This is a genomic window from Ruegeria sp. YTSC004 (assembly GCF_059609805.1).
The window spans coordinates 141,940-155,906 of sequence record NZ_JBXWMJ010000006.1; the positions used below are offsets into that span (position 1 = coordinate 141,940).

14 protein-coding genes, 1 pseudogene and 1 riboswitch are annotated in these 13,967 nt (G+C 56.4%); of the genes and pseudogenes, 1 reads left to right on the forward strand and 14 read right to left on the reverse strand.

Going from position 1 to position 13,967, the window contains the following annotated elements; all coding sequences use genetic code 11:
* The first annotated feature begins 291 nt into the window (after positions 1 to 291).
* On the forward strand, positions 292 to 900 hold the full coding sequence (locus AC2FFP_RS12635; RefSeq protein WP_496881109.1) for a TetR/AcrR family transcriptional regulator: 609 nt from the start codon (positions 292 to 294) through the stop codon (positions 898 to 900).
* A 318-nt stretch (positions 901 to 1,218) separates the two neighbouring features.
* On the opposite strand, the gene AC2FFP_RS12640 is transcribed toward AC2FFP_RS12635, so the two are convergent.
* The 14 genes and pseudogenes from AC2FFP_RS12640 to AC2FFP_RS12705 form a co-directional block, all read right to left on the reverse strand.
* Positions 1,219 to 3,606: a fatty acid cis/trans isomerase gene (locus AC2FFP_RS12640; protein WP_496881110.1), complete on the reverse strand. Its 2,388-nt coding sequence runs from the start codon at positions 3,604 to 3,606 to the stop codon at positions 1,219 to 1,221.
* Positions 3,607 to 3,800: 194 nt separating this feature from the next.
* Entirely contained in the window at positions 3,801 to 4,058 is a 258-nt protein-coding gene (locus AC2FFP_RS12645; protein ID WP_282119337.1) for a hypothetical protein, read from the reverse strand.
* 14 nt (positions 4,059 to 4,072) lie between these two features.
* The gene (locus AC2FFP_RS12650; RefSeq protein WP_496881111.1) at positions 4,073 to 4,774 is read right to left on the reverse strand and encodes a NapC/NirT family cytochrome c; all 702 of its coding nucleotides are present in this window, start codon (positions 4,772 to 4,774) and stop codon (positions 4,073 to 4,075) included.
* 29 nt (positions 4,775 to 4,803) lie between these two features.
* Complete coding sequence (locus AC2FFP_RS12655; protein ID WP_496881112.1) at positions 4,804 to 5,241, reverse strand: nitrate reductase cytochrome c-type subunit; 438 nt, start codon at positions 5,239 to 5,241, stop codon at positions 4,804 to 4,806.
* Positions 5,242 to 5,253: 12 nt separating this feature from the next.
* Positions 5,254 to 6,171 (reverse strand): quinol dehydrogenase ferredoxin subunit NapH, encoded by a 918-nt coding sequence (gene napH, locus AC2FFP_RS12660; RefSeq protein ID WP_496881113.1) that lies wholly within the window; start codon positions 6,169 to 6,171, stop codon positions 5,254 to 5,256.
* Positions 6,168 to 6,986 carry a ferredoxin-type protein NapG gene (gene napG, locus AC2FFP_RS12665; protein WP_496766327.1) on the reverse strand — a complete coding sequence of 273 codons (819 nt, stop codon included), beginning with the start codon at positions 6,984 to 6,986 and terminating at the stop codon, positions 6,168 to 6,170. The genes napH and napG overlap by 4 nt, the downstream gene beginning before the upstream one ends.
* Positions 6,987 to 7,013: 27 nt before the next feature.
* The gene (gene napA, locus AC2FFP_RS12670; protein ID WP_496766329.1) at positions 7,014 to 9,506 is read right to left on the reverse strand and encodes a nitrate reductase catalytic subunit NapA; all 2,493 of its coding nucleotides are present in this window, start codon (positions 9,504 to 9,506) and stop codon (positions 7,014 to 7,016) included.
* A complete protein-coding gene (locus tag AC2FFP_RS12675; protein WP_496881114.1) occupies positions 9,503 to 9,796 on the reverse strand; it encodes a chaperone NapD in 294 nt (97 codons plus the stop codon). Before AC2FFP_RS12675 ends, napA begins: the two co-directional genes overlap by 4 nt.
* A complete protein-coding gene (locus tag AC2FFP_RS12680) occupies positions 9,793 to 9,993 on the reverse strand; it encodes a 4Fe-4S dicluster domain-containing protein (protein ID WP_282119520.1) in 201 nt (66 codons plus the stop codon). Before AC2FFP_RS12680 ends, AC2FFP_RS12675 begins: the two co-directional genes overlap by 4 nt.
* A gap of 60 nt (positions 9,994 to 10,053) precedes the next feature.
* A pseudogene (locus AC2FFP_RS12685) lies at positions 10,054 to 10,356 on the reverse strand (4Fe-4S dicluster domain-containing protein); the annotation flags it as partial.
* A 101-nt stretch (positions 10,357 to 10,457) separates the two neighbouring features.
* Entirely contained in the window at positions 10,458 to 11,471 is a 1,014-nt protein-coding gene (locus AC2FFP_RS12690) for a FecCD family ABC transporter permease (protein WP_282119344.1), read from the reverse strand.
* 1 nt (position 11,472) lies between these two features.
* Positions 11,473 to 12,423: an ABC transporter substrate-binding protein gene (locus tag AC2FFP_RS12695; protein WP_496881115.1), complete on the reverse strand. Its 951-nt coding sequence runs from the start codon at positions 12,421 to 12,423 to the stop codon at positions 11,473 to 11,475.
* 10 nt (positions 12,424 to 12,433) lie between these two features.
* Entirely contained in the window at positions 12,434 to 13,219 is a 786-nt protein-coding gene (locus AC2FFP_RS12700) for an ABC transporter ATP-binding protein (RefSeq protein WP_496766336.1), read from the reverse strand.
* Positions 13,216 to 13,572, reverse strand: a complete 357-nt coding sequence (locus AC2FFP_RS12705) for a DUF1636 family protein (protein WP_496766338.1) — start codon at positions 13,570 to 13,572, stop codon at positions 13,216 to 13,218. The genes AC2FFP_RS12700 and AC2FFP_RS12705 overlap by 4 nt, the downstream gene beginning before the upstream one ends.
* A gap of 101 nt (positions 13,573 to 13,673) precedes the next feature.
* Positions 13,674 to 13,879: riboswitch (cobalamin riboswitch) on the reverse strand.
* Positions 13,880 to 13,967: the final 88 nt, after the last annotated feature.

A 13,967-nucleotide genomic window follows, 5' to 3' on the forward strand; every position in this document is an offset into this window, starting at 1 on the left:
GGTCCGTGCCGCGTTACGGAACAACTGTTCTGCGCGAACCCTACCAACTACCATAATGTATCGTGGATTGGTCATGGAACTGCCCCTGTTGCTTGCCTGCTGGCTATTTGTTTGTCGGTTATGACAGTTATTTGTTGCACATAGCTGACATCTTTTCAATACGTTTGTATTGTACGTTTGAATTGGAATATTATTTCGTGGCAAACGTTGTATTTTCAGGGCTTTGATCCAATTCTCACAAACACTAGTGTTCCGCTCACACTTTTGCGGGATTTGCGCTAGGAAAGGCGGATGACGCAAAATTTGACAGAGAATCGGGCCAAACAGCGCGACAGAAACCGAGAACAGAAGCGACGTGAACTTGCCGAGAACGCGATTGCGACAATTGCGCGGGCTGGATACGCCAACACCACCTTGCGGGACATTGCGGCCTCGACCGGCGTATCACTAGGCAAAATACAGTATTATTTTCCCGAAAAAGAGGGGTTGCTGTTGTATTGCGTAGATCTGTCGGTCGACAAGTTCACGTCACAGCTGAACGAGATTCTGGATGCAGAACTCAACCCTCGCGAGGCACGCAGCGCATATATCGAGCTGTTTGCCTATTCGATCGTCAACTATGCGCACCTGCACAGGCTTTGGTATGACATCCGCAATCAGGCTATGTTCGATGGCCAGCTCAGGCCGCGAGTTGCTGACGTCGAGGCCCGGTTTGTCGCAATTTGTGATGAGCTCGGAAAGAAATTTGCTGTCGATGATGTGCGTGGTGTGGAAATTTATGTGATGCTGGACGGCGCCTATCGGTATTACATCCAGCAAAGCATAGCCGGGATGCCAATCACCGCTGAGGACATCGCGCAGCGCCTAAAACGCATTATTGGTTACCTGACGGGTGAATAGTAAGGTGCAGACCAATACTCCGCCATCTTGCTATTCGCTTGCCCGGGCGTATTTTCACTTTGATTTCGCTGGGGTTGCAGACAAGGTTTCACGCCGATCACCTGGGGCAGACCGAGCTCTTGCATGCAATATATTGTCATGACAGAAAATAAAGCAAACGAGGCCGCATTGGCTTTTTAAACTGCTGCATCAACCGCGTTTGCTGTGCTTACTGCTACTTCAGTTTGGCCCGATGACGTGGCACAGGTATTAGCCTTTCTTTCTGCGTCGCGTTGACAGAGTGCGAATGACAAAGTTCCCCTGTTTCAATGGACAGACTTAGTTGTTTTCAGGATCGCTATCGGATCGAGGGTCCTTATACCGGTTCAGGTCCAGCACACCTGCCTGAATGGGATCGCTTGCCAGAAACATGGTCATCACCTGATCGCTGGTTTCCCAAAACCCAGGGCTTGTCCTGCGCAGGCCATAAGTGGCTACGAAATCGAGCCATTCGGCCTGCGACCGCACTGATTTGAGGTCGGTTGCAAAAGACGCCAGTTGGGCTTCCTGAACTCGAAAGTAGAAATTCGTATAGCTTCCGATCACCCCCGGCAGGATGGTCAGCGCGTCGGCCTGCGGATTCCTGCGATCTTTTTCTTCAAACAGGAACGCCACATTGTAATGGGCTTTGTCGTGGAGCAGCGAATAGAGAGACGTGGAACCATCTTCGTTGTCCACCAAAAGCAGGGAAACATCTGAAAGATACCTAACCCAATCGCCGGATTGATCTGCGATGTTGCGCAAAGTGTTCACAATTTCTGCATTGCCATTCGAGCAGACGGCCCCATTGCATCTGTTGATCGTGTCCTCGACAGCCCAAAGTCCGTTGCCGCGATTTAGAAGTTCCACGAGGAATTCCTGCTTTGGCGTGTCCGTTTTAAAATCTATGCCAGTCGGAAAACTGTCATCGACACGGCGCCGGTGCCAATACGTGTGCAGCTCGGCCAGAGCTCCTTGGTACCAGGTCTTGTGCATCCTTTGCCTGTCGCCGCGCGGCATGAAGTTCAGGAAAGTGTCCTCACTCTCCATCCGCAGTTCGTCCATGTATAACCGGGTTGAAAGCTGGTGTTCGAGCCGACCGAAAACATCAAAACCGGCGACCAAGTCGTAATAGATACGTTCGAACACCGGATAATCGATAACCCATGCGGTTTCGGGGATGCCGCCGTGGAACCCGGTCATAGCAGAGGCATTGTCGAAATGCCGAAACACGGTAATCAGCGCCTGGGGATTGGTGCCCTCGCCATCCCAGATTGCGTCATATCCAAACCCGTTTTTGTGCGCCGCGCTGTTGCGATATCGGGCATCCCGAAACTCAAGGTATTTGATCTGGTTTTCATGGGACATTCCCTGAATGTCCCCCAAGAACCCTATATCTGCAGTACCCACCGGCAATTCCAGAAAGGCCGCTCCGTCCGCCAAAAAGCTGGGGTCTGTGACGGACAGATCGGCATCCGGATCAAGGAAACTGACCCAGAACCGATCTTCAATCACGTCAACAGCGGTTTCGCCGTGACAGACCGGTCCGCGGATGAAGCTGCGCACATAAAACAATGCGTCGTCCAAGAGAAACTGATAACGGCTGCGGGCCGGTATTTTGGCAAAGGTGCTGAACGGGTTGCCGCCTTCGTCTTCTCCGTACGCAGGCAACTCGGCGACGGACCACGCCGGATCAAGGAATAGCTGCTGGTATCGCGCCAGACGATCCGGACCAAAACTATAGACCAGATGATCTTTGTGCACGATCGTTTCGTCGAATGCCTGCAGTCGATAATAGAACGGCCCTGCGCCGGGGCTATCGAAGGGACGACGCGTCGCGATGATCTCAATCTTTGATCCCGGTGGGCTGGCGGACCGTACCAGCTGAAAAAACTGTCTTGGATTGTCGGTTGGAAAGTGGAGGCGCGCCAGAAACAGATGTTCGTATATATATCTGCTCATCAATTGATGGCGCAGGTCGGGAGCGTTCAGAAAGGCCTCCCAATTTGTGATCTGATCCTGAATGTCCTGAGGGATTTGTGGTGTGGCCGATGGCAAGGGCGCACCATTTTTAAGCCATGACATGAGGGTCTGGTATTCTTGTTCACTCAGTGGGGCCGTGGCGTAGGGCATTCCCGCCCTTAGTTTTGCCGTGCTGAAGGCGTCGAATTCCTGTGTTGTAGGGCAGGTCAGGGGGCGATCAATCGACAAACCAAGCTGGGTTGGGACAGGTGCGTTAGCCGTCAAACGAGCTTGCCTGCCGAGCTTAATGGAGCGCTCTAACACCGATCCACCCGCGCCGGTTACCTCGGATGACGGAAGAACGGAAAAGAACCCAAGATCCCGCCACCCAGGAATTGTGTGCGCGTCGATTCCAAGCCGCGTTGGTTGCGCATCTTTTAGTCGTTCGGAGTGGTAAACCGCCTCTTTACTGGCACCGCGCAAAAGGCCGGCAGGGGATGTCAGCTTGAGTTGGCAGGGCGCGTCGTAGCAACTGTGACAGACCACGCAGCGGTGGTTCAGGATATCCTGCACGTTGGCCCAGTCCGCATTTTCCAGCTTGTCGTCAATGGTCGCGCCGGGCGCTGCTGCATCTGACTGGGCCAAACCCTGATCAGCAAGCAAAAATGCAATCGAAGCCGCTAAAACACGGGTGATAAAACACCAATCTTGTAATGTTCGCAGCATAGATGCCCCCGTCTGAATGGTTTGATTTTATTGACCATCACGCAAAGCCCATAGGCCCTAACAGGTTTATACTACTGAATTGATTTCGTTTGTCGCGTTTCCTGAACTTTTTCGTTGAGGCATCGTTGGGCGTGTTTGCCGCAGTTTCACATGCGGCAAAGTAGATTTATTGGGAGCTTAGTTCGCCAATAATGTCAGACCGTTGCGCCCTTGATGCGTATGGCCGATCCCACGCTACCAGCGCAAAGGCCAATGCCAATTGCGATCAACAGCTCAAATGTATCGACCTTGGCAAATGAACCATGGGCGAATACGAAGGTCGCCAACACCCCGACAATGCCCCCCATCAATGCGCCCAGCCAAACGCGGCGAGTCATCATTCCAAGGGCCAGCCCAAGGATACCCGGCAGACTGATGACGTTGGCCCCGATTGTTCCCAGAATTTCCAGCATGTCGCGTCCCTTTTTCAGTCTGTCCGAGTACTCAGGAATGATTTGATGTCATCGCCGTCAGCTGCGGCCTGTTGTTGCAACGAACCCTGCGCTTTGCTGGCTAGGGTTTCGGTCACTTCCTGATACCGCTCCTGATAGCCGGGTGGCAGGCTATGGGCGATGCCCTGGTGGCAATCGATACAGGTCATGTTTTCATCAATGGCGCGTTGGTGTTCAGAGGCAGCGCGCGTTTCCTGCAACGTGAAATCCATATAGTCGAAGTTGTGGCAATTCCGGCACTCGCGACTGTCGGAGGCCTTCATCTTCTTCCAGACAGCAGTCGCCATGCTCAGACGATGCTCTTCGTATTTCTCGGGTGTACTGATCGTGCCTGCCAGCTCGTGATAGACGTCCTTGACCGCCATGATCTTGGCTTTGATCTTGTGGTTCCATTCATGCGGCACATGGCAATCGGAACAGATGGCCCGCACACCGGAGTGGTTGTTGTAGTGGATCGTCTCACGATACTCGCCCAGATTAGTCTCCATCGTATGGCACGAGGTACAGAACTCCTCGGTATTCGTCAGCTCAAGCGTCCAGTGGAACCCGCCCCAGAACAGGATTCCAGCCAGAAAACCCGCAAGGATCAGAAAACCCGAGCTAAGGGCAACCGCCGGGGTCCAGATCCAGTTCCAGATGCGGCCAATCCACCCGCGTTTTTCAGGAGAGTCTGCCATGTTGGTGCTCCTTTCATTCTTGCGTTGGATTAATTGCCCGAGGACGGTTGAAAGACGTTGTCAACCAATGGCGGTGCGTCTGCTTGTGGCACGTGGCATTGGTTGCAGAAATAACGTGTGCCTGCGATGTGATCCAACTCGTTGCCGTCGCGATCCAGATAGTGCGTCATCGACAGTGTCGGGGCGTTGCGTTCGCCGGCTTTGGTCCAGTCGTGGCAGGACAAGCACTGATTTGTGCGCGTGTCGATCTGGTATTGCTCGACCGAGTGCGGGATCAGCGGCGGTTGTTGGCGATAGTTGCGCTGCATGCGCCCTTCGACGTTCTTGTGGATCTGTTCCAGAGGGATCAGTTCATCCACATCGGCACCCCGCAGGGATTCTACCTGAGCTGATTGCGCAAGGGCGAAGCCGCCCAAAAGCAAAACGGGGATAAGGGCTGTAAGGCCTGTTCGGGTTGGCTTGTTCATCTTGGCACTCCCTCAGATAGGTCTGGCTGCGCGCGGATCGGGCGCGGGAACTGGATCGGTAGGTGCGGCGATCTTGTCGTCGAACCGGTGAGTAAATTTGAAAACGTCGACGGCGCATACGTCGATGCAACGACCGCAGGTGGTGCAGTCAGGGGAAAGGATCAGTGGTGTGGAACCCGACTTACCCTTCAGCGCAGGAGATATGACCTGATTTTCTGGGCAAACGGCATAGCAATCCATGCAATCATCGCAGGCTGCCCGGTTCGCAGCGCTAACTCGCAGCAGGCCTTTCGCGCCAATCAGGCCGTAAAATGCGCCAACCGGACAGATGTGACCGCACCAGCCGTGGCGCGAAACGAACAGGTCGAACACGAAGATGGCAATGATCATGGCCCAGACGAACCCCGCGCCGAAAATCAGACCGCGATGCAGCATGGTGATCGGGTTGACCAGCTCCCAAGCGATCACGCCTGTCATGCCCGAGACGATTAGGACGGTGGCCAATATCCAAAGGCGGGTGTTGCGCTTGGGCTGCCAGCCTTTCGGCAGGTCCAAACGTCTGTGCAACCAGTTGGCCGCATCGGTGACTGGGTTGATCGGACAAACCCACGAACAATAGACGCGCCCACCAATCAGAGCGTAGGCGACCAGAACGATTACACCCCCGATCAGGGCCGTCCATTCCGGCCAGTGTCCGGCGATCGCGCTTTGCAGTAGGATAAATGGGTCGGTCAGCGGCAGCACGCCCAGCGTCAAAGAACCCGCGAGCGTGCCTTGCACGATCCAGATGCCGAACCACGGCCCCAGAAGAAACACAGTCAAAAAGAACAGCTGGCTTGCGCGGCGCAGCAGCAGGTATTTGTGGGCGCGCACCCAACCTTTTTCCTCGATGGCCTCCATTCCGGCCGGCATATGTGTGCGTGCACTCATTGTCCGACCCCCGGCAAATCGTATGCAGGTGCGAACCCGCCCGGTGCGGCAAGGTTGTCGGTGCCCGGTCCGGGCAGTCGGTCCGGCAGATCGATGAGGCCTTCAACAAGGGGACCGCCTTTGGCCTCTTTCTCTTCCCAGCCTTTGCGGTAGTGATCGGCACTGCTGCCGCGGGCCAAACGCGCAGGCAGGACCTTGATCGCGGCCTCGGGCAGAACACAGCTTTTCTCGCACATGCCGCAGCCTGTGCAGTGGTCCGCATGAACTGTCGGGATGAACAGTGCGTGGTGGCCTGAACGTTCGTTATGGGCCGTTTCCAGCGTGATTGCCTCATCAATAACGGGGCAGACGCGATAGCAGACATCGCAGCGCAGACCGAGGAAGTTCAGGCAGTTCTCCTGATCGACAAGGACGGCAACACCCATTTTGGCATCATCAATATTGTCGAGCGCCGGATCCAATGCACCGGTGGGGCAGGCGGCCACGCAAGGGATGTCGTCACACATTTCACAAGGCACGTCCCGCGCTGTGAAATAGGGAGTCCCGGTAGCAACCGCATCCACGCCCAATTCTGCCAGTTTCAATGTGTCGTAAGGGCAATCCCGCACGCAAAGCCCGCAGCGAATGCATGCAGACAGAAACGCCTCTTCTGGTAGCGAGCCGGGGGGGCGCAACGCTTCGGCCGGTAACGCGCGGGTATCGCGGGCGAGCCAGGCCAACATTGACCCGGCGACCACGCAGCCACCCGACGCACGCGCCGCATCCTGCAGGAAGCGACGCCGTTGCGGCGAAAGAGGTTTACCTTCAAAGGGCATGGGGACGGCCTTTGCCTCGCTTGTCCGTTACGCGCGCTCGACCTTACAGGCGCATTTTTTGTAGTCGGTCTCTTTCGACAGCGGGCAGGTTGCGTCCAGCGTCAGCTTGTTGGTCAGCTGATGCTCGTCGAACCATGGCATAAAGACCAATCCGCGTGGCACCTTATTGCGGCCGCGCGTTTCAACCCGGCTGGTCACCTCGCCCCTGCGGGTGGAGAGTACGATCTCTTGCCCACGGCGCAGACCGCGATCCTTGGCGTCCTCCGGGTGCATGTAGACAACGGCTGACGGAAACGCGCGATGCAGTTCGGGCACGCGGCGGGTCATCGAACCCGAATGCCAGTGTTCCAACACACGGCCGGTGGACAGCCACAGATCGAATTCCTCATCCGGTTCCTCGGCGGCGGGCTCATAAGGGGCAAAGATGATCTTGGCCTTGCCGTCCTCGTAGCCGTAGAACTTAACGTCTGCGCCTTCCGGCACATACGGGTCATACCCTTCGCGGAAGCGATAGAGTGTTTCCTTGCCGTCAACGACAGGCCAGCGCATGCCACGGGCCTCGTGATACATCTCGAACGGAGCAAGGTCGTGCGCATGGCCACGTCCGAAATCGGCATATTCTTCGAACAGACCTTTCTGAACGTAGAATCCGAAATGCTCGGCGTCGTCGTTGTGGAACCCTTCCGCCGTTTCCGACAGCGGGAACTGGTCGACCTTACCGTTGGCATACAGCACGTCATACATGGTCTTGCCGCGATGCTCGGGCATCTTGGCTAGCAGTTCTTCGCCCCAGACCTCTTCGATGGTAAAGCGTTTCGCGAATTCCATCAGCTGCCACAGGTCCGACTTGGCCTCACCCGGTGCCTGCACCTGCTGGCGCCAGAATTGCGTACGGCGCTCGGCGTTTCCATAGGCGCCTTCTTTCTCAACCCACATGGCCGTGGGAAGGATCAAGTCGGCCGAAACTGCGGTGACAGTTGGGTAAGGATCCGAGACTGTGATGAAGTTTTCCGGGTTACGGTAACCAGGATAGCCTTCTTCGTTGATGTTGGGCGCGGCTTGCATGTTGTTGTTGCACTGGACCCAATAGGCATTCAGTTCGCCGTCCTTCAGTTTGCGGTGCTGCAACACGGCGTGGAAGCCGGGCTTGGGAGGAATAGTGCCCTCGGGGATGTTCCAGGCGGTTTCGCAGATTTCGCGGTGCTTATCATTCGTAACAACCATGTCCGCCGGCAGACGGTGGGCAAAGGTCCCCACCTCACGCGCCGTGCCACAGGCCGACGGTTGACCCGTCAGCGAGAAGGGAGAGTTGCCGGGTTCGGAAATCTTGCCCACCAGCAAGTGCACGTTATACATCAGCGAATTCACCCAGGACCCACGGGTGTGCTGGTTGAAGCCCATGGTCCACAAGCTCATCACTTTACGGTTGGGGTCAGCGTATTGCTGGGCCAGTTTTTCCAGCTTGTCTGCGGGGACACCCGACAGTTCAGAGGTGTATTCCAGCGTGTAGGGCGCGACGGCTTCGGCGTATTCTTCGAAGCTGATCGGTTCCATTTTGCCCGAGTTCGGATTTTCGGCTTCTTGCTGCAGCGCGTTGCTGTCGCGCAAGCCATAGCCGATATCGGTGGCGGTTTTGGTGATGTTAACGTGTTTCTTCACGAAGTCTTCGTTTACCGCGCCATTTTGAATGATGTAGTTGGCGATGTAGTTCAGGATCGCCAAATCGGTTTGCGGTTCAAAAACAATGCCGTTGTCCGCCAGTTCGAACGAGCGGTGTTCAAAAGTGGACAGCACATGCACCTCACATCCCGGCTTGGTCAGGCGCGTGTCTGTCAGGCGCGACCACAGGATCGGGTGCATCTCAGCCATGTTCGAGCCCCACAGCACGAAGGTGTCCGCGTGCTCAAAGTCGTCATAACACCCCATCGGCTCATCAATGCCGAAGGTTCGCATAAAACCTACGACGGCCGAGGCCATGCAGTGCCGGGCGTTGGGGTCGATGTTGTTGGACCGGAACCCGGCTTTCATAAGTTTGGAAGCCGCATAGCCTTCCCAAACCGTCCATTGACCGGATCCGAACATGCCAACGCTGGTTGGGCCTTTCTTGGCCAGCGCTTCTTTCCATTTTGCGGCCATAACATCGAAGGCTTCGTCCCAGCTGACTGGTTCGAACTCGCCGTTTTTGTCGTATTCGCCGTTGGTCTTGCGCAGCAAAGGCGTGGTCAGTCGATCCTTGCCGTACATAATCTTGGACAGGAAATAGCCTTTGATACAGTTTAATCCTCGGTTCACGGGCGCGTCGGGGTCGCCTTGCGTCGCAACGACGCGACCTTCTTTGGTGCCAACCAGAACAGAGCAGCCTGTACCACAGAACCGACAGGCCGCCTTGTCCCAGCGGATGTCCGGCGCTCCGGCCTGGGCATTGGCTTGACCGACCGCCAGCGGAATACCAGCGGCAGACGCCGTTGCTGCGGCCGCTGAGGCCTTGAGAAAAGTCCGACGGGATTCAGAATGTGTCATTGCGTGGGCCTCCGGCTGGGGGTTGGGCTTGGAGCATCGGGCTGCGGATGGGCGTCCGCGGGATCCTCGAAATGGTGATAAGTCAGTGTCAGTGAGATGACGCCCGGGATCTGGTGCAGATCCATGATGATCTCGGACGCAAGGCGTGATGGCGTGTCTTCGACGACGACAACAAATCGGCCATCTTCCGTTTCAGCGTGAATTTCGACACCCGGCGTGCCCTTCATCACGCGCGCTGCTGCGCTCGTGTGATCAGGTGCGACATGGGCGAGACAACCGCAGATGTTCATTGAGTAGCTTCCATTTGTGGTTGAGGTTGGCGTTCCAGCGCAATGGCATCGGCGGGACATAAACTTGGGCAAATCCCGCAGCCGTTGCATGTATCAAGGTCAAGCACCGGCTCTGCGCGGCCGCCGGTCATCAGTTTGAAACGGATCGCGCTTTGTTCGCAATTGTCCTGACAGATGCGGCAACTGATGCCGTTCATAGATAGGCAGGTGTCCGCTGTCAGCGCGGCGCGCCATGGCCAATCTGGCAAACGGTCAATCGATATCGCTTCGGTTGGACAAATACGGGCGCAGTCACCGCAGAAGGTGCAGGGATTGTCAGTGGGCTGGAAGCGGGGATATCCATCTGTCCCGATGACGATCGCATCTTCGGGGCAAGTATCTGCGCAATCACCACATTTGCTGCATGTTTCAACAAAGCACAGCTCAACCGAGCCCGGAGGTCTGGCGATATTGCCGTCCTCTGGTCTAATTTTGGCGCTTAGAAACGCGCGTCGGCTGGTCAATTGTTGCATTGCATGCGACCTGGCTACACTCGATTCCTGTAATCGAGTGTATCGCATACCGTGATCTGTGGGGTTCTTTTTTGATTTAGGTCATTTTGCCCGATTATTATTAGTCATTTGGGAAACTTAAACTTTTGCACCTATGCGACCTTTGGCGATCAGCGCCGAGGTCGAGCGGTTCGGATCAACAGAAGAAAGACAAAAACCGATCCCAGCGATGTCGTGACAATACCAACAGGCAGCTCTTGCGGGGCAAGCAACAGACGGCTCAGTATATCCGAACCTGTAAGCAACGCTGCCCCAACAATGGCGGCGGTAGGCACAAGCTGGCTGTGCAATGGCCCTGCGATACCGCGCGCGATGTGGGGAACCATCAAGCCGACAAAACCGATCACACCCGCAACGGACACAAACACAGCAGTCGCAAGAGCGGCCACGAAGAACATCCGGAACCGCAAGCCTTGAACGGGCACACCTAGGGTGGCGGCCGTCAAATCACCAGTCAGCAGCGCATCAAGCCAGCGGCTGCGGTACATCGCATAGGCGAGGATCAATGCTAAACCTGCGCAGACCAGAGGGAATGTCTCCCACCGGGCAAGACCCAAACCCCCAAGCATCCAAAAGATAACAGAATGGGCCGCACGGCTGTCGCCCGCGAAAATCAGATAATTGGTAATAGCTGAAAACAAAAACGAAACTGCAAGCCCCGCGAGGATCAGTTTTTCGGGCGCGCTTGTGCGCAGCCCATGAACCAAAGCCAGCACAATGCCTGACGCGACAAGCCCTCCAAAAAACGCGGCCAGTGGCAGGGTCCAAAAGCCCAGCACATCTCCGGTTACTGTAATGACAAAGACTGCTCCCGCCGCAGCGCCAGAGGACAGGCCGAACAGAAACGGGTCCGCCAGATCGTTGCGTGTGGTGGTTTGCAGGACAACGCCGACGATGCCCAGCCCGGCACCGATCACGGCGGCAAACAGCGCGCGTGGTAAGCGCAGGTCAAACACGATGCGGTGGAGCGGAGACATTTCCCCTTCCACCATCCCCGTGCCCAATAAGACACCCGCCAGTGCGTCAGAGGCCGGAATGGATGTGGTCCCGTAGACCGTTGAGGTTAGCAAAAGGGCGGCCAATACAGCCGCCCCCAGCAAGAGTGTAAGGCCAAGTCGGCCCATATCAGTTCAGGCCCGGGTGCATGGCTTTGGCCATTTTCGAAATTGCTTCGATATTTGCCGGTCCGGGTGTCAGTTCCTCGTAGCGCAGACCAATCCAGCGTTCGTTCTTGACCGCGTCCGTCTGAGACATCACGGGATGGTCCTTTAGGAACTTGAAGGTATCTGCGGCGCCATTTCCAGTTTGATAATCAAGTAAAACCAGGAATTCCGGGTTCGAAGCGGCGACAGCCTCCCACGAGGAACGTCCCCAGCTGGTGTCCATGTCATGGGTGACGTTCTCGCCGCCAGCGGCAGCAATCATCGCGTCGGGAATGGCAAACTTGCCAGCCGTAAACGGGGCATCGGCGGGGCCGTCCAGCAGGAAAACGCGGGGTTTCGGCAGGTCGGCTGTCTGTGTTTCAATTGCGGACAGTTCCTCTTTCCAGCCGGAAACCAGCTCTTCTGCCTTGTCTTCAACGCGCATGACTTTGCCCAAGCGAAGGACGTCCGTGAACAGCAAGTCCATGCTGGCTTCGGGGCGATCCTTATCCAGATGTACGCAGCTTTCCGTCAGGATCATCGTTTTGATGCCAAACGGCGCAAGCGTGTCGGGGGTCACGTCACCGCCCGGCTTCATGCCATAGTACCAGCCCGCAAAGAAAAGGTCGGGTTCGACAGCGACCAGATTTTCTACTGTTGGATACTTGGGCGCAAGTTCCGGGATGTCGCCGCGCAGGGTTTCAAACTCGGGGCTGGTTTTGTACCAGCCGGTGATGCCCGTCAGGCCCACGATCTTGTCCTGCAAACCCAGTGCAAAAGCCATGTCGGTCATGTTCATGTCGTGCACGACCAGCCGCTCGGGCTGAGTTTCAAACACCATCGGCTCGCCACAATTGTCGACAGTGATCTCGTGCGCTGTTACGGCACTTGCAAGGCCGCTGATCAGTGCTGCGCACCAGAGAGTTTTGTTCATGTTGTTTTTCCTAGTTTGAGGTAGTGGTTCTTCGGATATCCAGTGCCGGGATCATGCGGCCTTCGTGCTGAAAGCTAAGAAAATCGACACCAAACGTTTCACGGACCCTTTCGGGTGTCAGCACTTCGTGCACCGGGCCGAAACCGGTCAGGCGCGTGGATTTCATCAACGCGACATGGGTCGCGAATTCGGGGATCATGACCAGATCATGGACGATCATGACGACCGTAATGCCCAGCTCGGCCACCAACGACAGCATGCGTCCCTTGGCGTCCGGGTCCAGATGGTTCGTCGGCTCATCCAAAAACAGCAGTGAGGGGTTCTGCGCCAGCGCCCTTGCGATATGAGCACGCTGGCGTTCCCCGCCAGATAGCACGGCCATCCGTTTGTCTGCGAGGGCGACGAGTCCGGTCAGTTTCAGGATGCGGTCCAATTCCAAGGCGTGCTCAGCGGCAGATCGGTCGGCACGGATCGGGATTTGCCCGAGGGCCACGTAGTCGCGCAGAAACAAACGCCCGTCCGGCGATTCCTGCTGACTGACTACGGCGATCATTCGGGCGCGGTCCATCGCCGAAAGCTGCCGAAGACTGCGCCCCTTTACCAAAACGTCCCCCAGCACAATCTCTTCACCGCCGCACAAAAGATTCAGCAACGTTGTCTTGCCCGCACCGTTTGGGCCCGCAATTGCCAGGGTTGCCCCTTCATTCAGTTCGAAATTGACGTTTTGCAGCAGTACGTCGCCGTTCAGGGCGTAATACTCCAGCCCGCGCGCCTCAAGGAAAGCTCCGCAGGTCATGCGCTTGTCTCCAGCTTTAGCCGTGGCAGGCGCGCCAGGATCTTATCAAGAAGGGCAGGCGGGCGCTGCGATGCGTTGGTCCAACCGTCACCGCTGCGATGGTATTGACGTGCAAATTCGGCCAAAGCATCCAAGTCCTCAGCCGATTGGATGTCACCGAAAAGGTACTGCGCTTTGTCGAATGCCTGAAACCCGACGGTTGTGGGCCGACCGCAACCGGCCATGCAGGAAACGCTGCGGATGCCAAAACTGGATGGAAGCTTGCTTGCAAGCGCAGCGCGCAATGAATCCGCCCGGTCAGAGCCCTCGCAGGTCTCGCAAATCAGAAGGAAATGATCAGGACTGATCGACATGGCCCACTCCGCCTGTTGCCAAGCGCGGACAGAAGGTGCCAATCATGTCATCACGTCTTAGACGTGTCATAAAGCCTCCTTCCAGGACGCCCCGCCCCGGGTTGGTTGAACATCGGATGGTAGGTCTCCTGACTTGCGGGTCGTGGCTTGGCCATCCTTCCCGACCCATTTGGGGTCAGTGGGTATTTGGCGTCGCTCACCGCTTACAGTTGCGGGGGCAGTCACGGACTTGGCGCTTGTTGGCAACCTCACCGTATTCCCTTTTCATCCCTTGGCGAACCACAGGGAACCATCGCGGTGATGCTTGCCCGAGTTCCGATTTTGGGTCAAGCGATAATACTCAGCGCCCCACGCACAGAGGTCATTTGTCATTTGCCAACGATCTGACTACGCTG